The organism is Streptomyces flavotricini (assembly GCF_020639365.1).
Classification (GTDB): domain Bacteria; phylum Actinomycetota; class Actinomycetes; order Streptomycetales; family Streptomycetaceae; genus Streptomyces; species Streptomyces flavotricini.
Map to the genome: position 1 here is coordinate 7,749,096 of NZ_JAINUL010000001.1, position 24,797 is coordinate 7,773,892.

The window sequence follows — 24,797 nt, forward strand, 5'->3', positions numbered from 1 at the left end:
CGCTGCGCGCCGGCCCCGCGCACACGCCCCGCCCGCGCACACGCCCCGCCCGCGCACACGCCCTGCCCGCGCCCCGCCCACGCGTACGGCCCGCCCCGCCGCCGGAAGGGGCGGTGGGACGGGCCGTGAGCGGAACCGGGGTGCGACGGGATCAGACCGCCGGGGACGGGTACGTCGGGTACTCGACACCGGAGACGTGCTGGACGACCCGGATGACCTGGCACGAGTAGCCGAACTCGTTGTCGTACCAGAGGTAGAGGATCGCGTTGTCGCCGTCGACCTTGGTGGCGCCGGCGTCGACGATCGAGGAGTGGCGCGAGCCCACGAAGTCCATCGACACGGCGTCGGGCGCGGTGGTGAAGTCGATCTGGCGCTTCAGCGGGGAGTTCAGCGAGACGTCGCGGAGGTAGTCGAGGACTTCCTCGCGGGTCGTCTCACGGCTGAGGCGCAGGCTCAGGATCGCGATCGAGACGTCCGGGACGGGGACGCGGATCGAGCTGCCGGTGATCGGCGCCTTGAGGTCCGGCAGCGCCTTGGCGACGGCCGAGGCGGCACCGGTCTCGGTGATGACCATGTTCAGCGGCGCGGAGCGGCCGCGGCGGTCGGCCTTGTGGTAGTTGTCCAGCAGGTTCTGGTCGTTGGTGAACGAGTGGACGGTCTCCACGTGGCCGCGCAGCACGCCGTACTCGTCGTCCATGGCCTTCAGCGGCGGGACGATCGCGTTGGTGGTGCAGGAGGCGCAGGACAGGATCTGCTCGTCCGGCTTGATCGTGTCGTGGTTGACGCCGTGCACGATGTTCGGGACGTCGCCCTTGCCCGGAGCGGTCAGGACGACCTTGTCGATACCGGGGCGCAGGTGCTTGGAGAGACCCTCGCGGTCGCGCCACTTGCCGGTGTTGTCGATGAGGATGGCGTCCTTGATGCCGTACGCCGTGTAGTCGACCTCGCTCGGGTCGTTGGCGTAGATCACCTTGATCGCGTTGCCGTTGGCGATGATCGTGCTGCTGGCCTCGTCGACCGTGATCGTGCCCTGGAACTGCCCGTGGATGGAGTCCCGGCGCAGCAGCGAGGCGCGCTTGACCAGGTCGGCCTCGCCGCCCCCGCGGACGACGACGGCGCGCAGGCGCAGCCCGTTGCCGGAGCCGGCCTTCTCGATCAGCAGGCGGGCGACGAGGCGGCCGATGCGGCCGAAGCCGTACAGGACGACGTCGCGGCCCTCGCCGCGCTCGATCTTGTTGGCACCGGTGGCGCCGGCGACGGCCTCGGCGGTGAAGCGCTCCACGGACAGGCCGCGGTCGTCGGCCTTGTAGGTGGCGGCGAGCATGCCGATGTCGATCTGGGAGGGGCCCAGGTCCAGCGTGGTGAGCGCCTGCAGGAACGGCAGGGTCTCCGTGACGGAGAGCTCCTCGCCGGCTATCTGACGGGCGAATCGGTGGGTCTTCAGGATGCTGACCACCGACTTGTTCACCAAGGAGCGGCTGTGCAGCAGGATCGTCACGTCCTGCTCGCGGTGCAGCTTCCCGATGATCGGGATCATCGACTCCGCGATCTCCTCGCGGTTCTTCCAGTTGGTGAACGAGTCGTCATTGACAGTCACAGGTTTATCTTTCGAGCTAGGCGGCGCTCACATGCTAACCCCATGCCACTTTGGCCACTCAAAGGGGTACCTCTGAGGCAGTCTTTTGTGGTGATCTGTTGGATTTGCTCTTGGGCGATCCTCCGAATGCCTCGCGCGCTCGCGAAGGAGGGCGGAAGAGGAGGGCGGGGGAGGAGCGAGAGGGCGGCATCCCGTCGCGGAGGCCGACGGGCCGTCCGGGGGGCGCAGGGGTGAAGACGTACCAATCATGACAGGTCAGAGGCTGTTTTCGTAGGACCGAGGGCACAGTGGATTGCCCTTGTTCGGGCCCCTGTGCGGCTTTGAGAATCAGCGTCATGAATCACTCGGCGAACATCAATCACGACGCAGTCCTCCGAGCCCGGGTCGCCCTCCTCGGATCGGGGAAGCCGTCCGTCCGCGAGCGGGTCGCCGCCTACCGCGTCCTGGTCCGGGTCAGCCCCCTGGCCTACCTGCCCCTGCTGTCCGCCGCACTGTGGAAGTACAGCCGTTACGAGTTCGCCCACCGACCGGAGATCGCGCTGGCCCTGCGCGCCGAGTCCGTCGCCGCCGCGCGGCGCATGTGCGCGCTGGAACCAGGCTGGAGCGATCTCCTCGTCACCGCACTGACCAACCACCGGGAGCTGCTGATCCTCATGGACCGGCGGGAAGAGCTGCGCGCAGTGGAGGAGGAGCTCACGCGCGTGGCGTCCGGCGAGCGGTAGCCGGCCGCCGCGGTGCCCGGCCGGCCGCACGGCCGGCCGGGCACGCGCGTACGGCGTCAGCCCGCGATCGGGTACATGGTTCCCCGGCGCCCCTCCGCCGAGGTCAGCCACTCCAGCTTCTCCGCCGTGTCGGTGGCCGGCAGCGGGGTGTGCAGCACGATCGAGAGGTCGGGCCGGGCCGGTACGCGCAGCTGGGTCGACTCGACGAACAGCGTCCCCACGACCGGGTGCTCGATCTCCTTCCGGAGCTGGCCGCCGGGCTGGACGTCCCGCTGGTCCCACAGCGCGGCGAACTCGGGGCTGAGCTCCCGCGCCTCCTCGATGACCGCGCGGAACCCCTCGTCCTCGGGCCATTCCGAGCTCGCGGCCCGGTACTGGGCGACCACGTTGCAGGCGATGTCCGCCCAGTGCGGCGAACGGGCCTTGTAGATCGGGTCGGTGAAGAACGCGATGAGGCAGTTCTGCACGATCTCCGGGCGCATGCCGAGCACGAGCGCGGCCGCGTCGTTGTAGAGCACGGTGTTCCAGTACACGTCCATGATGTGCGCGGGGAACGGCATCCAGGCGTCGATCAGCCGCTTCAACCCCTGGCACATGTCCCGGTCGGCGGGGGCGACTTCGAGCGCGGGCGGGTTGAGCCCCGCCAGTACGTACAGGTGCCGGCGCTCGGCGCTGGACATCTTGAGGACCCGCCCCACCGAGTCGAGGACCTGTGGGGACACCGTGATGTCGCGGCCTTGTTCCAGCCACTGGTACCAGGACACCCCGACCCCCGCGAGCACGGCGACCTCCTCCCGGCGCAGCCCCGGGGTGCGACGGCGGGCCCCGCCGTCGGGCAGGCCCGCCTCGACCGGTGTGACCCTCGCCCGTCTGCTCATCAGGAACTCGCGCAGCTCGGAACGGCGGTGCTTGTCGATCGGTGTAGCCACTCACTCCCCCTGTCGGCTGCCTGGTGGTGCCACCAACAGGATAAGTTCCCACTCTCCACGGGCATTCCCGGCCCGCGATGGTGTGTCCATGGCGATCGATTCTCAGACAGCGACGACACCGACACCCACAACGACCGACCGCACCAACCGCCTTCGGGCCGAAGCCCCCGGGAACGAGGGGCTCACCGGCCGGGCCAAGCTGGTCCTCTTCGTGCTCTGCGCCGCCCAGTTCATGGTGGCGCTCGACTTCTCCGTACTGAACGTGGCCCTGCCGGTGCTCGGCAAGGACCTGGGCCTGAGCCGGTCGGCCCTCCAGTGGGCGGTCACCGCCTTCGCGCTCCCCTCCGGCGGCTTCCTCCTCCTCTTCGGCCGGATCGCCGATCTGTACGGGAGGAAGAAGCTGTTCCTGCTCGGCCTCGCCCTCTTCGGCGCCGCCTCGCTGCTGGCCACCCTGGCCTGGGACCCGGCGTCCTTCCTTGCCGGGCGGGCCCTCCAGGGCCTCGGCGCGGCCGTCATCGTGCCGACCGGCATGTCCTTGCTGACCACGACGTTCCCCGAGGGCCCGCTGCGCGACAAGGCCGTCGGCATCTCCGGCACCCTGCTCTCCCTCGGTTTCACCATCGGCATGGTGCTGGGCGGCGTCATGACCGACACCCTCGGCTGGCGTTCCACGATGGGGCTGCTCTCCGTCACCGCCGTGATCGTGTTCGCCCTCGCCCCCGGCCTGCTGCCGGAGTCGCGCACACCCGACCGGCCGCGGCTGGACGTACCCGGCGCCGTCACCGTGACCGGCGGTCTGCTCGCGCTGATCTACTCCCTGTCCTCGGCCGCCCAGCGCGGTTTCGGCGGCGTGGACGTGTGGGGCACCTTGCTCGCCGGCCTGGTGCTGCTCGTCGCCTTCGCCGTGGTGGAGTCGAAGACCCCGGCCCCGCTGGTCTCGCTGCCGATGCTCAAGCGGCGCACGATCGCCTGGGGAAACCTCGCCGGTCTCGTGACCTTCTCGATGATGTCGACGGTCATCTTCGTCCTGACCCTGTACCTGCAGGAGACGCTGGGGCTGTCCTCGTTCCGGACCGGTCTGGTCTTCGGCGTCCAGGGCGTCGCCTCGGCCTTCGCCGGCTCGTTCGCACCGAAGGTCATCGGCCGGTTCGGCGCCCGCCGCACCCTGACCGGCTCCCTGCTCGGCCAGGGGCTGTTCACCGCGGCGCTGCTCGCCGTGGGCGCCCACTCGGGCGCGCTGGTGGCGACCGTCGCCGTGTCGGTGGCCAGCATGTTCCACCTCGGCGCGATCATCTCGTACGGGCTCACCGTGACGAGCGGCGTGCCCGACGCGGAGCAGGGGCTGGCGACCGGCCTGGTCACCACCACGCAGCAGGTCGGCCTGACGATCGGGATCCCGCTGCTCGGCGTCCTCGCCACCACGCAGACCTCGCTGTTCGGCGGGGTCCGCACGGTCCTGGTGGCCGACGCGGCGATCGTGGTCGCGGCCGCGGTCCTGGTGGGCGTCGGCCTCGGAGCCGGCCGTACGAGGAAGGCCTGACCGGGACCGGCCCGTGCGGCGGTCCCGCGGCCCGGGCCGCCCGTACCGGATGATCACGGAGCACGCGCGATGCGGGGGAGCGAGGGCGAGGGAGCGGAGAGTGCCGGTGCGACAGCGGGTTCCACTCCTGGGCGCCGCCCTCGTGGCGACGGCACTGGCGGCCCTGCCCGGGTGCGGCGGCCCCTCGCCCCTGCGCGGCGCCCCGGCCGTGCCCGCCCCCGGGCAGAGCCGTGCCCCGCAGGACTTCTCCCGCCAGGTCGACGTGGGCGGCGGCCGCAGGATCTGGCTCAGCTGCAGGGGGAGCGGGAGCCCCACGGTCGTCCTGGAGCCGGGGCTGCACGACTCCTCCGACACCTGGAGCCTCACCGACACCCGCCCGCCCGTCCCCAAGTCGCCGGCGGTGTTCCCGGGCGTCGCGGCCTTCGCCCGGGTGTGCACGTACGACCGGCCAGGGACCATCCGCTACGCGAACCCGCCGGCGCTCACCACCCGCAGTACGCCGCAGACCGGCACGCGCTCCCTCGCCGCCATGGCCACCGACCTCGACAGGGTGCTGACGGCGGGACGAGTCCCCGGTCCGTACCTGCTCGTCGGCCACTCCTTCGGCGGAATGATCACCCGGCTGTACGCGCAGCGGCATCCGCAGAAGACGGCCGGCCTCGTCTTCGTCGACGCGTTCGGGACGAACATGCGGCCGTACTTCGGTGCCCGCTGGCCCGCGTACGTGAAACTGCTCAACGCTCCCGGTACGCCCTTCGACGCCGACCCGGGATTCGAGCAGGCCGACATCGACGGCGCGGTCGGCGCGGTGCGGGCGGCCGGGCCGCTGCCGAGGGTGCCGATGGCCGTACTCAGCAAGACGGAGCCCTTCGCGGCCCCGGCCGGGAGCCCGAAGGAGCTCCTCGCACCGCTGGAGCGCGCCTGGCCCGCGGTCCAGCAGGCCCTGGTGGAGCTGGGGGAGCAGACCCCGCACCTGCTGGCCACCGGAAGCGACCACTACGTACAGCTGCACGACCCGGACCTGACGATCAGCGCCATCCGCCTGGTCGCGGGGCGGATCCGCGCCGGCCGGTGACCGCCCGCCCGCCGGATCCTCCTGGCGCTCAGGCCCGCTGCCACCGGGGCGGGTTCGCCGGAGTGGCGGGGACCGGCACGGGCACGGGCTCCGGCCCGCGCAGGTGCAGGTCGCGGACGGTGGCCGCGGTTTCCCGCTCGAAGTGCTCCCAGGAGATCAGCCGCCGCCAGGCCGGATCCGGCCACCCTGGCACGGTGGCCCCCCGCGCCGCCCACTCCCGGGCGAGCTGCTCGAACAGCGGGGCGGACGCGGCCGCGTGGGCCGGCTGCCGTGCGCCGGGGACGTACAGGGAGCGGCCGCCGTCATCCGCGGCCGCCCGGTGTCGCGCCGTGGTGGTGAGCGTGGAGCGCGTCGTCGTCATGCCCGGGCAAACGATCCGCTGGGCGGCGGGGACACGCACGGCCGCGCGCGGGGGCGCAGTGCCCGACCGGTCCGGCTGCTCCTCCTGCTGGGCGTGGCGCTGCTCCGTCCAGGGGCCGGCGATGTGGGGGTACCCGCGCTCCTCCCAGAAGCCGCGCCGGTCGGCCGCCCGGGCCATGACGTGCGTGACCCGCGGGGCCGGGGGAGCGAGCTCCAGAACGGTCCGGGCGGCGGCGCCGGAGAACTCGTGGTCCGTGGAATTTGCAAGGGCGCCGAATGCCCGCGAATGGAGACCGGGGGCGGCGGCTGCGCGGTTTCGGCCCCCGGGGCCGGAAGTCCGTGGTCCCGCCATCGATCGATTTGGCGGTGCGTTCCTCTTGTCTCATCATGTGAACAGACATCAGGTTGACGCCGCGCTCGTCAACTGTGCGCAACGTACGCATTGTTGACTGGTCAACGGATGAGAGTGGTGTGAGTTCCACCACCCCCCGACGCGCACGCCGCCTGTCTTCCGCCTATTCCAACTTTCATCTTTCATCTTTCGAGGTAAAGGCAGCATGCCCGTCCAGCAGTTTTCAGACCTCGTGCGTTTCGCCCGCGACCGTTCCCCTTTCTACGCCGAGCTCTACGCGGACCTGCCGCCACACGTGAGCCGGGTCACGGACGTGCCCGTCGTGGACCAGGACGCGTTCTGGGCCGCCAACACCTTGCGCGACAACCGCGTCCTGACCGCCCCCCTCGGGGAAGCGGTCGTGTTCAAGACGGGCGGCACCACGGGCACGCCGCGGTTCTCCTGCTACACCCGTGAGGAATGGCGGGAGTTCGTCACCACCTTCGGCTCCGGCATGGTCGACGCGGGCCTGCGGCCCGGGCACCGCGTCGCCGACCTCTTCTACGCCGGTGAGCTCTACGCCAGTTTCCTGTTCATCCTGGACTCGCTCGCTCACGCCCCCGTCGCCAACGTCCGCCTGCCCATAGGCGGCGGCGCGCCGCTCGACTCGACGCTCGCCACGATCGAGGACTTCGCCGCAGACGTCCTCGCCGGCACGCCGACCACGCTGTGCCGCCTCGCCGATCACCTGATCTCGGCCGGCCGCCGACTGTCCGGCGTGGAGTTCCTGTTCTTCGGCGGCGAAGCCCTCTTCGAGGACCAGCGCCGCCTCCTCGCGGCCGCCTTCCCCCGCGCCACGCCCCGCTCGCTCGGCTACGCCAGCGTCGACGGCGGTCTCCTCGGGAGGCCGGTGGCGGGCGCGGGCGAAGACACCCGTACGCACCGCCCGTTCACCCCGCACACCCTCGTCGAGATCCTCGACGAGACGACCGGCGAACCGATCCGCGAGCCGGGCCGCCCCGGACGGGTCGTCGTCACGCAGCTCTACCGCCGCCTCATGCCCGTCATCCGCTATCCGGCCGGCGACCGCGCGGAGTGGACCGACACCGAAGGCGGGGCCTTCCGCATCCTCGGCCGCGCCGAGGAAGGCGTACGCGTCGGCCCCGTATCGCTGTACTGGCAGGACGTCACGAACGCCGTCGCCGAAGCCGACACCGCCTGCCGTGTCATCGGCACCCAGCTCGTCGTACGCCGCCGGGAGGGCCGCGACGGTCTCGTGCTGCGCCTGGCCACCGCCCCCGGCCAGGACCCGGCCGGCCTGGAGGTCCTCGCCGAGGAGGTCGTCACCGGGCTGAACACCGCCCGGCCGCTCTACCCCGACAGCGTCGCCGCCGGATTCGTGCACCCGCTCCGCGTCGAGTGGGCCCGCCACCGCGACCTGGTGGTCAACTCCCGTACCGGCAAGCTCATCCGCGTCCTCGACGAGAGGCCGACGGCATGACGACCCCGACCGTGCCCGCCCGCCGGTTGCCCCTCGTCCTGCGCAACCGCGCCTTCGGCACCGTATGGCTCGGCCAGGTCCTCACCCAGGCCGGCGTGCGGATGTTCCAGGTGGGCATCTCCTGGTGGCTCATCAGCGAAGCCGCATCCGGTGACGGCGGTTTCGCGGCCGGACTGTTCATGGCCGTCAGCACGCTGCCCGCCGTCGTCCTCGCCCCGCTCGTCGCCCGTGCCATCGCGCGCTTCGCCCACCGCTCGCTGCTGCGCACCGCCGCCGGGGGAGCGGGAGCGGCCGCCGCGGCGCTGGCCGTCTGGGCCGGCGCGAGCGACCTCCCGGTCGCCGCGGCCTACGGCGCCGCCCTCGCCCTGGCGACCTGCCAGGCCTTCTTCGACCCCTGCCTGACCACCTCCGTGCCCGAGCTCGTCGACGACGCGGACATCGAGGCCGCGACGGGATTCGAACTGTCCACCCAGTCGCTGGCGAGTCTCGGCGGAGCCCTGCTCGGCGCCGTCGTCGTGGACGCCGCCGGGGTGGCCGGTCTCGCCACGGGCTGCGCCGCCGCCTACGCCACGGCCGCCCTGCTCATCGCGACCGTACGGTTCCGCACCGCCGCTCCTCCCGATGGCCACGCCCCTTCCGGCGCGGCCGATGCCGCCGACGAGGAGGGCGCGCCGCGCCGGACCCTGCGCCGGCTGCTGGGCTCCATGCCGTACGTGCGAGGCATCCTGCTCTGCTTCACCGCGGCCAACCTCTTCACCACGGCCGTCTTCGTCGTCATGCCGCTCTACACCGCCTCCGTGCTGCACGGCGACGGCGGCACCGTCGCCCTCCTGGAGGCCTCGCTCGGCGCGGGCACGCTCCTCGGCTCCTTCACCGGCGCCCGGGTGCCCGGCCGGCCCGCCGTGGTCGGCACCGCCTGCCTGGGCGCGATGGCCGCCGCCCTCGCCGTCCCCGGCCTCGTCGCCGCGCGGCCGGTCATCGCCGGGTCCCTGCTGCTGACCGGCTGGTGCGTCGGGGTGATCGGCGTCCGCTTCGTGGCCCTGTTCCAGAGGCTGGTCCCGGCCGCCGACAAGCCCGCGTTCTTCGCCGTCATGCAGGCCGTCCTCGGCGCGACCTTCCCGGTCGCCTCGCTGCTCTTCGGCTTCCTCGGAGACCACCTCTGCGCCCAGACGCTGTGCCTGATCCAGGCGGCCGGACTCGTGCCCGCCGCCCTCGCCCTCGCCCTGGCCCTGCTGCCCGGCCACGCCCGTCCGGCCGGAGCACCGCACGAGGCCCCCGCCCCCGAGCCCGCCCCCGCAGGAGGCCCGCGATGACCGCCACGATCGAGCAGGCCACCCCGGCCGACATCGCCGATCTCCGCCAGCTCTACTACGCCGTCTACGGCCCGCACTACCCGACCGCCCTCGGCACCGACCCCGCCGAGATGTCCCGGCTGATCCAGGACCCGCACACGCTCTGGCTCGTCGCCCGCTGCCCCCGCACCGGCGCCCTCGCCGGATCGGCCGCGGTCCACGGCGAACCCGGCAGCCGGGTCGGCCGCCTCGAAGGCCTCGCCGTCCACCCGGACCAGCGCGGATCCGGGCTCGCCGGGCAGCTGACCGAGGCCGTGTGCGCGGGCACCCTCGACGCCGGAAAGCTCGACTCGGTGTACGCCACCGTCCGTACGGTCAGCGCCGGACCCCAGCGCGTCGTGGCCCGCAACGGCTTCCGCCCGCTCGGCATCCTGCCCAACGCCGTGGATCTCAGCAGCCGCGAAAGCCTCGCACTCTACGCGCGTCACTCGCCCGGGGTGCTGGACCGCCGGGTCCCCGTCACCGAGGTCCCCGCCTCCCTGCTGCCGCTGCTGCGCACCGCCGAGGCCAGCCTCGGCATCAGCTACGCGGACGCCCGGCCGACCCGGCCGGCTCCGGTGCCCGCGGGGCCCGCCCCCCGCCGGCTGGAGATGATCGAGGCGCCGGCCTTCGTCCGCCGCCGCTTCCAGGAGCACTTCCCCGACACCGGCCGCTGGTTCTACCCGCTGCACACCCCCAACATCCTGCTCACCCCCGACGACGGCGGGTTCGAGGTGTACGCCTACCTCAACCGCACCGGCGGCTACTGCGCCCTGGTCACCGCCCACCCCGACCCGGCGGCCGCCGCCGGCTGGCTGGAGCCGGTCACCCGGACCCTGACCCGCGCCGGAGCGGGCTACGTGGAGGCGCTCGTACCGCTGGACCACCACGCCGCGCTCTCCGCCTTCGCCGCCCAGGGCTTCATCGCCGGCGCCCTGTACCCGGCCATGCGCCGGGACGGGGACGGCTTCCACGACTACGTGGTGATGTCCCGGACCGCCGAGCACATCGATTTCCGCGGGCTGGTCGTCGACCCGCCGCTGCGGCCCTTCCTCGATTCCTATGTGTCGGCCTGGACGTCGACCCATCTGCCCGTACGTGAGGTTGTTTCATGACCCCTTCCACGGCCCCTTCCGTGACCCCGACCGCGACCCCTTCGAAACCCCATCTCGCCCCCGTCGACGTCCCCGACGCCGCCGCCCTCGGAAGGGTGCAGCAGCTCTGCGACCTGACCGGGCCCTACACCTCCGGCCCCGCCGAGGAAGAGCTGTTCGCCGCCGCCATGGCGGAGATCAACGCCTGGCACCGCGACCGCTCCCCCTTCTTCCGCAGCCTCCACGACGACGGCGCGCGCCCGGACACCCCGTACCGGGCGCCCCTGGTGCACGCGAACTTCTTCAAGCGCCACGAGGTCCTGTCCATACCCGAGGAAGAGGTCCACCTCCACCTGACCTCCTCCGGCACCACCGGACAGAAGTCGCAGATGTTCTTCGACGAGTGGACCATCCGCTCCGCCCAGCGCATGGTCGCCCGCATCTTCGACCACAACGGCTGGATCACCCCCGACCAGCCGGTCAACTACCTGCTCTACAGCTACGAGCCCGCCCGCGACCTCAACCTGGGCACCTCGTTCACCGACAACTACCTGTGCGACTTCGCCCCGGCCCGCCAGGTCGAGTACGCCCTGCGCAACACCGGCAACGGGCACGAGTTCGACCCCTTCGGCTGCGTCGCCGCGCTGCGCCGCTTCGCCGAGGACGACGTACCCGTCCGCATCCTCGGCTTCCCGGCCTTCCTCTGGTTCACGCTGGAGCGGATGCGGGCCATGGGCCTCCCGCCGCTGCGGCTGCCCGAAGGCTCGCTGATCATCCTCGGCGGCGGCTGGAAGGGTCACACCGACCGGCAGATCGGCAAGCACGAGCTGTACGCCCGCGTCACCGAGCAGCTGGGCGTCCCCTCGGAGCGGATCCGGGACACCTTCGGCTCGGTCGAACACTGCATCCCGTACATCGAGTGCGCGCACCACAACCTCCACGCACCCGTCTGGTCCCGCGTCTTCATCCGCTCGACCCGCACCCTCGAACCGCTGCCGTACGGCGAGCGCGGCTACCTGCACCTGGTGTCCCCGTACATCACCTCCGTACCGGCGCAGAGCGTCGTCATGGGCGACCTCGCCTCGCTCCACCCGGGCGAGGAGTGCGGCTGCGAGCTGACCACCCCGTGGTTCACGATCCACGGCCGCGCCGGGGTCAGCCGCAACCGCAGCTGTGCCGTGGCCGCCGCCGAACTGATGAAGGGAATGTCGTGACCGACACCATCAACCTCAACCACCACTACTGGCAGGGCACCTTCATCGGGGACGAGGAGGCCGCCCGTCGGCTGACCACCCTGCCCGCGGCCGTCGAGTCCGCGCTCGCCGCACCGCTCGACACCGAGACCGTCCTGGCCGCCTGCGACGCGCTGTCGCGCGCCCTGCGCACCCCCGGCCACCGTCTGCGCGAGCGGCTGGCCCCGCACCTGCCCGAGGGCGACGACGCGGAGCGGGAGGAACTCCTCGCAGAACTCGCCGAGTTCCTCGGCCGCGCCTCCCTCACCCGCAAGCTCCGCCGCGAGCTGGGCGGCACCGCCCCGCAGCGGCTGAACCGCCCCGACGCCAAGGAGACGGTCTACGAAGCCTGGGCGCCCGTCGGCCTGGTCGCCCACATAGCCCCGGGCAACGCCGCCACCGTCGCCCCGCTCAGCCTCATCGAGGGACTCCTCGCAGGGAACGTCAACGTCCTCAAGACCAGCAGCGCCGACACCTTCCTCGCCCAGCACCTCCTCGCCGAACTCGCCGCGCAGGACCCGACCGGCGCCCTCGCCGAGCGCATCATCGTGCTCCGCTTCCCCTCCTCCCGCCAGGAGTGGCTGCGCCTGATGTGCGCTCCCGCCGACGCGGTCGCGGTCTGGGGCGGCGAGGCCGCCGTCGAGGGCGTCGCCGCCCACGTCCCGGCCGGCTGCCGCCTGGTGGAGTGGGGACACAAGATCTCCTTCGCGTACGTCACCGAGGACGCCTGGGAGGACGAGGCGACCTCCACCGCCCTGGCCGGGGACGTCTGCCTCTTCGAGCAGCAGGCCTGCTCCAGCCCCCAGGTCGTCTACCTCGACACGGACGCCGGGAACACCGAGGTCCTGCACGCGTTCGCCGAGCGCCTCGCCGCGGCCCTGGCCGCGCAGCCGGGGCCCGCCGCGCGGGACCGAGACCTCGACCCGGCCGAGTACGCCGAACTCACCACCACCGAGCACCTCGCCCGCCTGGAGGAGCACCTCGGCCTCACTCGCGTCCTGGCCGCCCCCGACGGCACCTGGCGCGTCATGGCCGACACCCGCCCGGCGCTCACCGCCTCGCCGCTGCACCGCAGCGTCTGGGTCAAGCCGCTGCCCCGCAAGGACCTCATCGCCACGCTGCGCCCCATGCGCCGCTACCTCCAGACGGCCGCCATCGCGGGCAGCCGCACCGACATCGCCGAGCTCTCCGCGCTGGTGCTGGCCGCCGGCGCCACCCGTGTCACCCCCGTCGGGGCCATGACCGCGGGCTACGCCGGCGAACCGCACGACGGGGTCTACGCCCTCCAGCGCTACAGCCGCCGCGTCGCGGTCCGGGCCGACGCGCGCTTCGCCTCCACCGCCTGCCTCGACGACCTCGCCCGCCCGGCGGCCTTTCCGCCGCCGACCGGGCCGCTGCTGGACAAGGCCGCCGCACAGGACCTCAACCGGGGGGTCGACCGGAGCGACGCCGAGCTGTACTTCCGCAGCGGCGGAAGCACCGGTACGCCCGCCCTGTCGCTGTTCACGTACGAGGACTACGACACGCAGATGCACGCCGCCGCCCGCGGCCTGCTCGCCGCCGGCTACGACCCGGCCCGCGACCGTACGGCCAACCTCTTCTACTGCGGCGGCATGTACGGCGGGTTCATCAGCTTCTTCTCCATCCTGGAGCGGCTCGGCGGAGTCCAGATGCCGATGGCGGCCGGCTCCGACCACCGGGCCACCGCGGAGATGATCGCCGCGTACGAGGTGGACACGCTCTTCGGCATGCCCTCGTACCTCTGGCAGCTCCTGCACGAGGAAGCCGACCTGCTGCGCTCGTACGGGGGTCTGCGCAAGATCTACTACGGCGGCGAGCACTTCACCGAGGAGCAGCGCAGGACGCTGACCGAGACCTTCGGCATCGAGGTCATCCACTCGATCACCTACGGCAGCACGGACCTCGGCCCGCTCGGCTACCAGTGCGCGCAGAGCGGCGGCAGCGTCCACCACCTCCACGCCGACCTGCACACGCTGGAGATCGTCGACGTCGACGAGGACCGGCCCGTGGCACCGGGGGAGACCGGCCGGCTCGTCTTCACCACCCGTGCCCGGCGCGGACAGCACCTCGACCGGTACGTGATCGGCGACCTCGGGCGCGCGCTGCCCGGCCGCTGCCCTTGCGGCAGCCATGCCCCGCGGTTCGAACTGCTGGGCCGGATGGGCGAGGTGGTGCGGGTGGCGACGTACTTCCTCAACTACCGCCGCTTCGTGGCCATCGCGGGGGAGCGGCTGGGGTACGGCGGTGAGCTCCAGGCCGTCCTGACCGCCGGGGCGGCCCGGGAAGGCCTCACCGTACGGCTGGAGAGCGCCCACGCCCCGGACCCGGAACGGGCCCGGGAGGCCTTCCTGGCCGCGTACCCGGAGGTGCGGTCGGCGGTGGCGGAAAAGCTGCTCGACTTCGCGGTCGAGGCGGTGGACGGAGCCGACCTGGAGCGTGCGGCGACCAGCGGGAAGCTGCTGGCCGTGGTGGACCGCAGGCGGTAGTCCCCGCCGGTCCGCCCCCGCCCGCCCCCCCCTCGCGGGCGGGGCGGCGGGCGGGAGCGCGACACCGGAGCACGCCGCGATCTCGCGTGTGCCGGGCGGATCTTAGACGAGCGATGGGAGGTTTTCCGTCAAATCTCCCGTTCTCCTCCCGTTCCCGCGCACGCTCAGTAGCGTCGGTCTCACGAGAGGTCAGGCGTACCGCGGAAGCAGGCGGGCGCCGGCCGCGAACGCAGAGATGAGGGAGCGGGCGCCAATGGCAAATGTGGAAGTCTCGTTGAAAGAGACGATGACCTCGATCGAGGGCACCCTGGGGGTCGCGCTCGTCGACTACACCAGCGGTATGGCACTGGGAGCCCTCGGCGGCGGCAAGGATCTCGACCTGGCGGTCGCCGCGGCGGGAAACACGGACGTGATCCGGGCCAAGGTCCGCACCATGGAAATGCTGGGCCTGAAAGACGAGATCGAGGACCTGCTGATCACCCTCGGGAGTCAGTACCACCTGATCCGGCTGCTCAGGGGCCGCGGGAACGACGGGCTGTTCCTGTACGTCGTACTGAACAAGGCGAACTCGAATCTGGCGATGGCCCGGCACCAGCTGAAGCGCATCGAATCCGCACTCGAGATCTAGGGAGTGTCCGCTCCCTCGGGCCCACGCATGCCCATGAATTGAAGAACTCTTCAATCCGGCACATCCGAAATTGGTCAAGCAGGGGCGTGCGTGGGCCCATCGGGCGGAATGATGGAGCCGCAAGCAAGGTCTAACTGAAGGCGGGAGCGTGCGTGGGCATGCAGGTACCCCTGTACCAGGCGAAAGCCGAGTTCTTCCGCATGCTCGGACACCCCGTCAGGATCCGTGTTCTGGAGCTCCTGCAGAACGGTCCGAGACCCGTCCGCGAGCTGCTCGCCGAGATCGACATCGAGCCGTCCAACCTGTCCCAGCAACTGGCGGTCCTGCGCCGCTCCGGCATCGTCGTCTCCACGCGCGACGGCGGGACCGTCACCTACGCCCTCGCCGGGGGCGACGTGGCCGAGCTCCTGCGTGCGGCCCGCCGCATCCTGACCGAACTCCTGGCGGGCCAGAGCGAACTCCTGGCCGAACTGCGCCAGGTGGACCCCCGGCGCTAAGGGCTGTCCCGTATCCCCGGCGGGCGCGCGGCGCCAGCTACGGCACCTCGCTGCGTTGTCGGGATCGCCCGAATGCGCCCAGTATGAGGACGACCCTCCGCCTTGCGATGCACCGCATCTGACGCCGCGCGCTGACCCACCGCGGATTACGGGACAGCCCTTAGGCCGTGCCTTTCGATCAGGCCGCCGCGAGCCCGGCATGATCGGCGAGACGCCCCCTGGGAGGTGTCTTCCGGGTCCGGCGGCGGCAGGGGGCGGGCCGCGGGACGCGGACGGGCCACGGGGTCGGGATACCGGCTCGGCGGCCGGTCGGTGGCTAGCCTGGGGCGCATGGAATCCTCCTCCGCGTCCCACCCCGCCAGCTACACCGTCGTCCTGCGTCCGGCGCTCGCCGAGCCCGGTGATTCCGCCCGGCGGGGGGTGCTGCGCACCGCCCTGGTCGAGGCCACCGGTGAATTCGGGGCCTCCGGCTATCCGCGGTACGCGGGCGAGGGGGTACAGGCCGACATCGACCCCCGGACGCGCACCGTCGAGGCGGTGACGCTCGACGGCGCGGAGCTTCCGTACGGCTGGGTGGCACAGCTCGCCGACGGGTAGGGCGGCCCGCGGCCGGAGCGGCCGGAACAGCCCGCGACCAGGGCGTTGTCAGTGCTCGCACCTATGTTCAGCAGAGTCCCGCCGAACGGCGCGGAACTCGCCTTGCTGCATGGGAGATGGGTGCGTTGTCAGTTTGGGAGAGGTCGAGCACGGCCCGGGTGGTACCACCCGCACGGCCGCGCAAACTCGCCAAGGTCCCGTTCGTCGAGCTCGCCGACGGGCGCCTGCAGGGCGTGGTGTCCAGCGGCTCCGACATAGAGCGGGTGTACGTCTCGTCGGTCGCGGCCGGCACCTACGCCTTCGCCTGCAGCACGAACAACAACCGGCCCTGCGGCGGCGCGCGGGGCTCGTTCTGCAACCACATCCGGGCCCTGATCAACGAGGCGGTGCTCCAGTACGGCGCCCCGCGCGTCGCCCGCTACCTGCGGGTCGAGGCCGCCGACGGCGAGCCGACCGCGCCCGGCATCACCGCCGACATGGTCGCCGCCCGTCCTCCGCAGGGGGACACCACGGCCGCCGCGCCCGTGTTCAGCCGGTTCCTGCGCCATCTGGCCTACCTGGAACTCGCGCCGACCACCGTGCCGTTGCCCGAGATGCAGTGGTTCCCGCCGACCAGGGCGGAGGCGACGAGCGCGGGGGAGCGCGCCGAGGCGCCGGCCGAAGCCGTCGCGGGGCTCGACGAAGCCCTGGCCGCCGTGGACGCCTTCGACGAGGCCCTCGTCCGCGGCCTGCTGCGGCCGCGGCCCGACCGGGCCGCCGGTCTGACCGCGTTCGCCGAAGCCCTCTCGGGGAGCCCGCTGGCCGCCAGGGTCGCCGAAGCCGCCGAGAAGGCGGTGGCCGGAGCCGCGGGCGAGGCGCACTTCGTAGCCCTCGCCGCCGCCCGCACCGCCCTGCTCGGCTCCGTCCACGACGCACTGACGACCCGCGTCGCGGAGGTGACGGGCAGACCCCCGAGCACGGACGAAGGCCTGCCCCCCGGCGGGGCGCAGGCTCCCAACCTGCTGGTCGCCGCCCGATCCTGGCTCTGCGACCTCGCCCGCTCCGGCTGGCAGGGCATCGACCACGACCTGGTCTCGGCGTCGGCGCCGGTCGTCTCCGCGATGCTTCCCGACCCGGCGCTGCGCCGCCTGGCGACGCTCCTCGACGGGTTCGCGGCCGAGCTGGCCGCCTCCTGTCCGGGGGCCACCCTGGACCGTGTCCCCGTACGCCGCTGGGCCGACCTCTGGTCGCGCGCGCTGCTGCTGACGCTGCCCGGCGCCGCCGACGCGGTCGCCACCGGGACGGCCACCGGGCGACTCCTGCCGCTCGGCGTCGACCTGCACGAGCACGCGACCGCCGTACAGGCCCAGGTCCACGCGGTGTTCGAGCCGGCGGACGGATCCGCGCCGCGGCTGGTGCGGGCCGGCGTCTCGGCGCCGAAGCCCGACACGGTCGTCGGGGCCGGCCTGTGGCAACTGCTCCGCCCGCACATGTCGCTCCTGGCGGCGGTCGGCGAAGGCCGCTCGATGGACCTGGCCGACATGCCGGTCACGGCCGAGGGCGACCTGATCTGGAGCGACGCCCACGCCCGCCCGGGCGGGGCGGTCGACGCCTTCGCCGCCGCGCGGGTGTCACTGCCCGCCGCGAGCGCCTCCGCGACCGCGCCGCTGGACCGCCACCCGGCGCGGATCGCCGCACCCGTCTTCCTGGAGGGCTATGCCACCCGTACGGACGACGAGGGCGCGCTGACGATGACCGTCGCGGGCACCGACTTCGCCGTCGACGCGGACCGGATCCCCACCGCCGGACCGCTCACCCCGGAAGCCGTCGCCGCGTCCGGCGCGTGCATCGGACTGCTCCGCTGGGACGCCGGGACCTTCACCCTCCAGCCGCTCGCCGTCGAAACCACCGTACGGAAGAAGGCGGTCGCGGTGCACGCCGGTGCCTGGGCCGGCGGCACGGCGGACAAGGCCGGGGTGAAAGCCGAGAAGGCCGCCACCGACGCCGCGGCGGTGCTGCGCGAACGAGCCGGAAGGCTGCTGCGGAAATGACCGGACAGGAACCGGGAGCCGAGGCGCTCCCCACCCCCGAGGACAACCGCAGGCAGCTCCTGTACTGGCGCCTCCTCGCCCGCCTCTTCGACCCGGAGGAGCAGGCGACGCTCGAATCGGGGAGCCTGGCCGTCGTCGAGGACATCGGCCTGCCGTCCGCCCTGCTGGACCCGCAGGCGTCCGTCGACTCGATCGTGCAGCGCCACCCGGAACTGGCCGCCGAGTTCGACGGCCTGATGGCGCCGTCCGAGGCCTCGCCCGAGCCCGAGCCCGAGCCCTCGCCCGAGTCCGACGCGGCTTCGGCTTCGGCGGGCGCCGTTGACGGCGGACGCGACCGGGCCGCCGAGGTACGGCGCGCCGCCCTCGTCTCGAAGGTGCTGCTCAACGTCTTCTCCACCGGCTCCGGCACGGTCACCGCCGGGCAGCTGTCACGGTGGCAGTCCGACGCGGGCTGGCTGGAGCGCTCGCTCGGATGCAAGCCCGGCGAGCTGCGCGGGGCCAGGGCCGGGGGAATCGGACCGGAACTCGGCGCCATCGAGGCCGGCCTGGTCAAGCGGATGCGCCTGCGCGAGGTGCTCGCCGACCCCCGGCTCGCCGCTCGGCTGACCCCGAGCATGTCGCTGATCGAGCAGCTGCTGCGCGACAAGAACAACCTGTCCGGCGTGGCCCTGGCCAACGCCAAGGCTCTGATCCGCCGCTTCGTCGACGAGGTCGCCGAGGTGCTGCGCACCCAGGTGGAGAAGGCCACGGTCGGCGCCCTGGACCGCTCGATCCCGCCCAAGCGCGTGTTCCGCAACCTCGACCTCGACCGGACGATCTGGAAGAACCTCACCAACTGGAGCCCGGAGGAGGAGCGGCTGTACGTGGACCGCCTCTACTACCGGCACACCGCGCGCAAGACGACCCCCCAGCGGCTGATCGTGGTCGTCGACCAGTCGGGTTCGATGGTCGACTCGATGGTCAACTGCACCATCCTGGCCTCGATCTTCGCCGGACTGCCGAAGGTGGACGTCCACCTCATCGCGTACGACACCCAGGCGCTCGACCTCACCCCGTGGGTGCACGACCCCTTCGAGACGCTCCTGCGCACCAACCTCGGCGGCGGCACGGACGGCACCGTCGCGATGGCGCTGGCCCAGCCGAAGATCGCCGAGCCGCGCAACACCGTCGTGGTGTGGATCTCGGACTTCTACGAATGGCAGACCGAGCCGCTCTTCGAGAGCATGGCCGCCGTCCACCGCTCGGGCGCCAAGTTCATTCCGGTCGGTTCGGTCACCAGCTCCGGCCGCGCGAGCGTCAATCCGTGGTTCCGGGAGCGGTTCAAGGACCTCGGCACGCCGGTGCTCTCCGGCCACATCAGCAAGCTCGTGCACGAACTCAAGACGTTCCTCACCTAGACGTCCAAGTCCTCAAGGCCCCAAGTCCTCAAGGCCCCAAGTCCTCAGGGCCCCAAGACCTCAAGACCTCAAGACTTTCGACATCCCGAGAAAGGCCCTGACATGTCCGACCTGTTGCGCGCCCCCGCCGAGATCAAGTACGCGGAGGAACTGGCCTGGCTGGAGTCCGTCGACGACGGTCCCAAGCCCTTCTCCTGGCGCCTCTCCCCGAAGATGGTCCGCCTGTTCATCCTCGGCTCCGAGCGCTCCGACGGCCTCGACCGGGAGATCTCCCAGAAGTGGTACGGCGACCGCAGCTTCGTCGAGCGCTCGATCGTCACCCTGGCCTCCGACCGGGGCCTCCTGCTGATCGGCGACCCGGGCACCGGCAAGAGCTGGCTGGCGGAGCTGCTCTCCGCCGCGATCTGCCGCAACTCCACCCTCGTGGTGCAGGGCACGGCCGGCACCACCGAGGACCACATCAAGTACTCCTGGAACGTGTCCATGGTGATCGCCAAGGGCCAGTCGCGGGAGTCGATGATCCCCTCGCCGATCATGAACGCGATGGAGACCGGCGCGATCGGCCGCTTCGAGGAGCTCACCCGCTCGACCAGCGACGTCCAGGACGCGCTGATCTCGATCCTGTCGGAGAAGTACATCTCCGTCCCCGAGCTGGACAGCGAGAACATCGTCTTCGCCAAGCCCGGATTCTCCGTCATCGCCACGGCCAACAGCCGCGACCGCGGAGTCAACGACCTGTCCTCCGCCCTCAAGCGCCGCTTCAACTTCGTCCGCATCCCCGTGGTGACGAACAAGAAGAGCGAGGAGGAGATCGTCCGCTTCCGCACCGAGGAGCTGCTGCGCCGGCACCGGATCGAGCTGGACGTGCCGCCGACCCTGCTCGACGTACTGCTCCAGAGCTTCACCGATCTGCGGGCCTCGGCGGCCGCGGCCGGCAGCGACGACGAGAAGCTCGAATCGGCGCTGTCGACCGCCGAGCAGATCGGCGTGCTCGAGGACGCGATCCTGCACGGCAACTTCTTCGGCGAGCGCACCCTGACCGCCCACACGCTGGCCTCCTCGCTCGTCGGATCGCTGGCGCGGCGCGAGCCGGAGGACCTGGCCATCCTCAACAAGTACCTGCACGGGGTCGTCGAGCCGCGCAGCAAGGAAGAGGGCGGCTCCTGGCCGGAGTTCCTGGAGGGCGGCCGCGAGGCGATCGCCACCCTGTCATGAGCGCGGGACAGGAGAGCCGCGTACACGGGAGCCCGGCACAGGACGGGACGACCTTCGAGGCGCTGCGCACGCAGCTCCAGGAAGCCGCCACGGCCTTCGCCGACGGACCCGACGCGCTGGAGGGGATCCTCCTCGGCATCGTCGACGACGTCGACCGCGCCGTACGCGAACCGCTGGAGGTCTTCCCCGTCTGCCACCACTCGCCGGCCTCGGCCGTCGCGATGGCCCGGCGCCTGCGGGAGAAGCAGCCGAAGGTGGTCTACCTGGAGCTCTGCGAGGACATGGCTCCGCTCCTGACCGAGCTGCGCAACTGCCGGCTCCCGGTGGCGGTGCAGGCGTTCGCGAGCGAGGTCGACGGCTTCCCGGCCGAATGGGCGCCGCTGTCGGTCGTCGCACCGATCACGGAGGCCTCGGCCGAGTACCAGGCCATCGCGTACGCGCTGGACACGCCGGGCGTCGAACTGGTCCTCGTCGACCGCTCCTCGGACCACGTGTTCCAGTGGCAGGCGGACGACGGGGCGCAGTCGCCCGGGGAGCCGGCCGACCCGGACGCGCCGCCGGCCGAGGAGGAGGCCGCGCTGCACGGCGACGCGGTCGGAGTGGAGATCGGCGACCTGCGTCCGCGCTTCGCCGAGCTGGAGGAGCACCTGCTCCACCACGGCCGGGTGCGCCACTGGTCGGAATGGTGGCACCAGTACGTCGAACTGCCCCTCGGCGACAGCGACCACGACACGTACCGCCAGGTCATGCTGCTGATCGGCAGCCTGTTCCGGCGGCTGGCGCCCGGGGATCCGGCGCGCGTGCGCGTGGACGAGGACCGCGAGCGCCACATGTGGACGCGGATGCGCCGACACCTCGCCGCATCCGGCACCGATCCCGCCGAGTGCCTGTACGTCTGCGGAGCGTTCCACGCGGCCAGCCGGGTCGCCGAGTTCGGTGTCCACGGCGCCGACACCTTCGAGATCAGCCCGCCCAGTGCGAGTACGTGGCAGTACGGGCTCATCCCGTCCAGCCATGCGGCGATCGAGGCGCAGTTCGGCCTGGCCGCCGGTTCCGTGTCGATCGCGGCCACGCAGTGGGCGAAGAACCTCAAGCGGACGCGGATACGGCCGTTCCGGCTGGACGGGCAGGCGGGCACGAAGAAGGCGGCGAAGCCGCGGAAGGCGGTGGCGGCCGCCGCGGCGCCGGACTCACCCTCCGACCGGGCCGCCGACATGCTGTCCGGATTCCTTCGGCGTCCGCCCGTCCTCGACCCCCTGGACGAGGCCGAACTGCTCGGCTGGTCGGTGGAGATCGTGCGCGCCGCGCGCCGGAGCGGCTACCTCGCCTCCACCGCCGACGCCATCGCCGTCTTCGAGACGTCGATCCTGCTGGCCGGCATGCGGGATCGGGCCAAGCCCACTCCGTACGACTTCCAGGACGCGGCGATCACCTGCATCGAGAAGGACTCGGTGCCGGGCCGGCGCGACGTGCGCCGCCTCGTCGAGATCATGATGGGCGGCGACCGGATCGGCCGGGTCGGCTACGACGCGCTGCCGCCGCTGGCGCGCGACGTACACGACCGGCTCGCGCCGATCGGTCTCAAACTCCAGCAGCGCGGTGTGCAGCGGGCCTTGCTGGACATGGCCTCCCGCCCCGAACTGGAGAAGTGCTCCGACGTCCTGTGGATGCTGCGCCACCTGATGCCGCCGGGCACGGCGCGGCCGATCATGGGCGAGCGGCGGCTCGGGGAGCGGCCGATCCAGGAGTCGTGGGACCTCGCGCTGGGCACGCACCAGCGGGCGCTGATCGAGCTCGGTTACGAGGGCGTCAGCATCGAACAGGTCCTGGAGCAGCGCCTGCGCCGCACCGCGTACGGACCGCAGGCGACGACGGCGACGGTCCTGCAGGCCGTGGAGGACGCGACGCTCCACCTGCGCAGCCGCCGCCTCGCCGACGAACTGGGCACGCGGGCCCTGGAGGTCCTGGCGACGGAACGCAGCGTCGACGGAGCGCCGGAGGTCCTGCAGCGTGTGCGCAGGCTGCTGGCCCACTACCGGACGAGCGAACCGGCGCTGCCCGCGTGGATCGAGTCGTTCGTCAAGACCGGCTACGCGCACTACTGCACGCTGCTGCCGACGGCGTTCACCGACGAGGACGCGACCGTCCGGCAGGTCGGCGCGATGCTGGGCTTCCTGTTCAGCATGGAGAGCCTGGCCCTGTCGCTCGGATGCGACCGGACCCAGCTGGAGCTGGCCTTCGCGCAGTCGCATCCGCAGGAGCCGGCGAAGCTGGCGCTGCTGTGGGCGGCCGAGGTGCACCTGGGGCGGCTCTCCCGTACGGAGCTGCGGGCGCGGTGCGACGAACTGCTGGGCAACCCCCTCGTCGTACCCGCCTATCCGCGCTACCTCAGCGGATTCCTGCACGCGCTGGAGCCGGTGCCGCAGCTGGCCGACTTCGTCGTGGAGGCGGTGTCGAACGCGTTCGCGCGGCTGCCGGATCCGGTGCTGCTGCCGTGGCTGCCGACCCTGATCACGACGTTGCGGTCCGGCGGGGCCGAGTCGGTTCCGCTGCTGATCCGCGAGGCCGGGCGGATCTTCCCCGGCCGGCTGACGGCGCTGGACGCGTGGGTGCCGCCGTGGCTGGAGCAGACGTCGCCGGCGGCTCTGCCGCGGGCCCGCGGCAGAGCCGCCGCGCTGCTCACGGCCCACCCGCAGACCTGCGACGCCGTCGCCGCCCTGCTGGGCTGCGACGCCGCGTGGAGCGGGCCGGCTCCGGCTCCGTCGGGCGCGGCCCTGATCGCGCGCCACCCGGACACCGCCCGGGCCCTGGAGGCGCTGTTGGCCGCCCGCTGAACCCGCCCGGTGTGATCCGGTCAGGCGTCAGCGCCCGGAGGGGGCGCGCCGGCGGTGCCGGTGCGGTGACCCCGCGGTGATCCGCCGGTCCGGTGGGCGCGCGGCGCGCGTGCGGGCGGCGGGTGGTGCTGGTGGAATGGCCTCTTCGGCTGACAGGGGCCGGGGAGGTGTCTTGTCGGAGCATGACGGGAGGTCCGCCGGGCCGCCGGGGGAGTACGAGGCGCTGCGCGAGCGGCTGCGTGCGATGGAGGCCGCGGCCGAGCAGATCGGGACGAGGCTCGACGAGAACGCCACCTGCCAGGAGCTGGCCGGCTTCCTGTTCCGCACCCTGTGCGACGCCGTCGCGGTGGACCTGCGGGCCGGGGACGGCGAACTGCGCCGGGTCGCGGTGGCCGGGGCCGTCGGGCTGCTGAGCGCGCAGCCCGACGAGTCGCCGTCCGTACGCGCCATCGACGGCGGGCATCCCCTGTCCGAGTGGGTGGTGGCCTCCGGAGGCACCCGGGTGCACCTCGTGTCGGTTCCGCTGCTGGCCCGCAACCGGGTGCACGGCGCGGTGCTGGCCGTGCGGGCCCACGGCGGCTTCAGCGACCACGAGGCGGCTACCGTCCATTTCACGGCCCGGCTGGCCGCGGTGCATCTGGGTCACGCCCGGGAGCTGGCCGCCACCGAGGACACGGCGCTGCACCTGCAGCGGGCGCTGGTGGCGGAGCCGGGCAGGCCGCACCCCAATCTTGAGATGGCGAGCCGCTACCTGCCGGTCGGCTCCCGGGCCTTGGTCGGCGGGGACTGGTTCGAGACGGTCCGGCTGCACTTCGGCCGCACGCTGCTGGTGGTCGGGGACGTGATGGGCCACGGACTCGACGCCGCCGTCGACATGAACGCCTACCGTTCCACGCTGCGCGACGTGGCATCGACGGATCTGGCCCCGCACCGCGTGCTGCGTCAGCTGGACGCGCTCGTGGCCGAGGACCCGGCCCGGCGGCCCGCCACCTGCCTGCTCGTACGGGTCGACCCGGCGCGCGGGGTCGCCGACTTCGCCAGCGCCGGCCACCTGCCGCCGGCGGTCTTCGGGGCGGACAGCACGGCGGTCCTGGTCGACGTCCCGGTGGGTCCGCCGCTGGGCACCGGGGTGGGCGGCTACGAGGGCATGACCCGGCGGATCACCGGCGAGGAGACCCTGCTGATGTTCACCGACGGGCTGGTGGAGCGGCGCGGCGAGGACATCGACGTCTCGCTGGCCCGGCTGGCCGGGCTGCGGCTGCCGGTGGGGGAGACCGTGGAGGAGATGGTGGACGCGGTGGTGGTGGCCTTGGACGCCCGGCACGCGGAGGACGACGTCGCCGTACTGGCCGCCCGCATCCGGCCGCGCAGGCCGTAGGG

General features: G+C 72.4%; 18 protein-coding genes and 1 pseudogene. 16 read left to right on the plus strand and 3 right to left on the minus strand.

Features of this window, described 5'->3' with window-relative positions; translation table 11 throughout:
- Positions 1–151: 151 nt before the first annotated feature.
- Positions 152–1,597, minus strand: a complete 1,446-nt coding sequence (locus K7B10_RS35445; RefSeq protein ID WP_229343027.1) for a glyceraldehyde-3-phosphate dehydrogenase — start codon at positions 1,595–1,597, stop codon at positions 152–154.
- 335 nt (positions 1,598–1,932) lie between these two features.
- Here K7B10_RS35445 and K7B10_RS35450 point away from each other — a divergent pair, with 335 nt between their 5' ends.
- Positions 1,933–2,319, plus strand: coding sequence for a hypothetical protein (locus K7B10_RS35450; protein ID WP_229343029.1), 387 nt, complete (start codon positions 1,933–1,935; stop codon positions 2,317–2,319).
- A gap of 56 nt (positions 2,320–2,375) precedes the next feature.
- Here the strand turns inward: K7B10_RS35450 and K7B10_RS35455 are convergent, their stop codons facing one another.
- Positions 2,376–3,197, minus strand: a complete 822-nt coding sequence (locus K7B10_RS35455; RefSeq protein ID WP_229345674.1) for a helix-turn-helix transcriptional regulator — start codon at positions 3,195–3,197, stop codon at positions 2,376–2,378.
- Between the two features lie 139 nt (positions 3,198–3,336).
- On the opposite strand from K7B10_RS35455, the gene K7B10_RS35460 reads away from it, so the two are divergent.
- Together K7B10_RS35460 and K7B10_RS35465 are read left to right on the plus strand one after the other, a co-directional pair.
- Positions 3,337–4,788: an MFS transporter gene (locus K7B10_RS35460; RefSeq protein ID WP_229343031.1), complete on the plus strand. Its 1,452-nt coding sequence runs from the start codon at positions 3,337–3,339 to the stop codon at positions 4,786–4,788.
- A 100-nt stretch (positions 4,789–4,888) separates the two neighbouring features.
- Positions 4,889–5,863, plus strand: a complete 975-nt coding sequence (locus K7B10_RS35465; RefSeq protein ID WP_229343032.1) for an alpha/beta fold hydrolase — start codon at positions 4,889–4,891, stop codon at positions 5,861–5,863.
- 430 nt (positions 5,864–6,293) lie between these two features.
- Here K7B10_RS35465 and K7B10_RS41705 read toward each other — a convergent pair.
- A pseudogene (locus K7B10_RS41705) lies at positions 6,294–6,389 on the minus strand (sulfite oxidase-like oxidoreductase); the annotation flags it as partial.
- Positions 6,390–6,780: 391 nt separating this feature from the next.
- Here K7B10_RS41705 and K7B10_RS35475 point away from each other — a divergent pair.
- The 13 genes from K7B10_RS35475 (at position 6,781) to K7B10_RS35540 (ending at position 24,795) form a co-directional block, all read left to right on the plus strand.
- Entirely contained in the window at positions 6,781–8,055 is a 1,275-nt protein-coding gene (locus tag K7B10_RS35475) for a phenylacetate--CoA ligase family protein (RefSeq protein WP_229343034.1), read from the plus strand.
- On the plus strand, positions 8,052–9,368 hold the full coding sequence (locus tag K7B10_RS35480; protein ID WP_229343036.1) for an MFS transporter: 1,317 nt from the start codon (positions 8,052–8,054) through the stop codon (positions 9,366–9,368). Before K7B10_RS35475 ends, K7B10_RS35480 begins: the two co-directional genes overlap by 4 nt.
- A complete protein-coding gene (locus tag K7B10_RS35485; protein WP_229343038.1) occupies positions 9,365–10,501 on the plus strand; it encodes a GNAT family N-acetyltransferase in 1,137 nt (378 codons plus the stop codon). The genes K7B10_RS35480 and K7B10_RS35485 overlap by 4 nt, the downstream gene beginning before the upstream one ends.
- Positions 10,498–11,694 carry a LuxE/PaaK family acyltransferase gene (locus K7B10_RS35490; protein ID WP_229343040.1) on the plus strand — a complete coding sequence of 399 codons (1,197 nt, stop codon included), beginning with the start codon at positions 10,498–10,500 and terminating at the stop codon, positions 11,692–11,694. The genes K7B10_RS35485 and K7B10_RS35490 overlap by 4 nt, the downstream gene beginning before the upstream one ends.
- Complete coding sequence (locus tag K7B10_RS35495; RefSeq protein WP_229343042.1) at positions 11,691–14,219, plus strand: aldehyde dehydrogenase family protein; 2,529 nt, start codon at positions 11,691–11,693, stop codon at positions 14,217–14,219. Before K7B10_RS35490 ends, K7B10_RS35495 begins: the two co-directional genes overlap by 4 nt.
- A gap of 253 nt (positions 14,220–14,472) precedes the next feature.
- Positions 14,473–14,847: a hypothetical protein gene (locus K7B10_RS35500; protein WP_229343044.1), complete on the plus strand. Its 375-nt coding sequence runs from the start codon at positions 14,473–14,475 to the stop codon at positions 14,845–14,847.
- Positions 14,848–15,005: 158 nt separating this feature from the next.
- Entirely contained in the window at positions 15,006–15,344 is a 339-nt protein-coding gene (locus tag K7B10_RS35505; RefSeq protein WP_229343045.1) for an ArsR/SmtB family transcription factor, read from the plus strand.
- 330 nt (positions 15,345–15,674) lie between these two features.
- Positions 15,675–15,941: a hypothetical protein gene (locus K7B10_RS35510; protein WP_229343047.1), complete on the plus strand. Its 267-nt coding sequence runs from the start codon at positions 15,675–15,677 to the stop codon at positions 15,939–15,941.
- 593 nt (positions 15,942–16,534) lie between these two features.
- Positions 16,535–17,971: a hypothetical protein gene (locus K7B10_RS35520; RefSeq protein ID WP_372481577.1), complete on the plus strand. Its 1,437-nt coding sequence runs from the start codon at positions 16,535–16,537 to the stop codon at positions 17,969–17,971.
- A complete protein-coding gene (locus tag K7B10_RS35525) occupies positions 17,968–19,368 on the plus strand; it encodes a vWA domain-containing protein (RefSeq protein WP_229343049.1) in 1,401 nt (466 codons plus the stop codon). Before K7B10_RS35520 ends, K7B10_RS35525 begins: the two co-directional genes overlap by 4 nt.
- Before the next feature lie 102 nt (positions 19,369–19,470).
- Positions 19,471–20,583 (plus strand): ATP-binding protein, encoded by a 1,113-nt coding sequence (locus tag K7B10_RS35530; RefSeq protein ID WP_229343051.1) that lies wholly within the window; start codon positions 19,471–19,473, stop codon positions 20,581–20,583.
- On the plus strand, positions 20,580–23,417 hold the full coding sequence (locus K7B10_RS35535) for a DUF5682 family protein (protein ID WP_229343053.1): 2,838 nt from the start codon (positions 20,580–20,582) through the stop codon (positions 23,415–23,417). The genes K7B10_RS35530 and K7B10_RS35535 overlap by 4 nt, the downstream gene beginning before the upstream one ends.
- 172 nt (positions 23,418–23,589) lie before the next feature.
- The gene (locus tag K7B10_RS35540; protein ID WP_229343055.1) at positions 23,590–24,795 is read left to right on the plus strand and encodes a PP2C family protein-serine/threonine phosphatase; all 1,206 of its coding nucleotides are present in this window, start codon (positions 23,590–23,592) and stop codon (positions 24,793–24,795) included.
- The last annotated feature ends 2 nt before the right edge of the window (positions 24,796–24,797 follow it).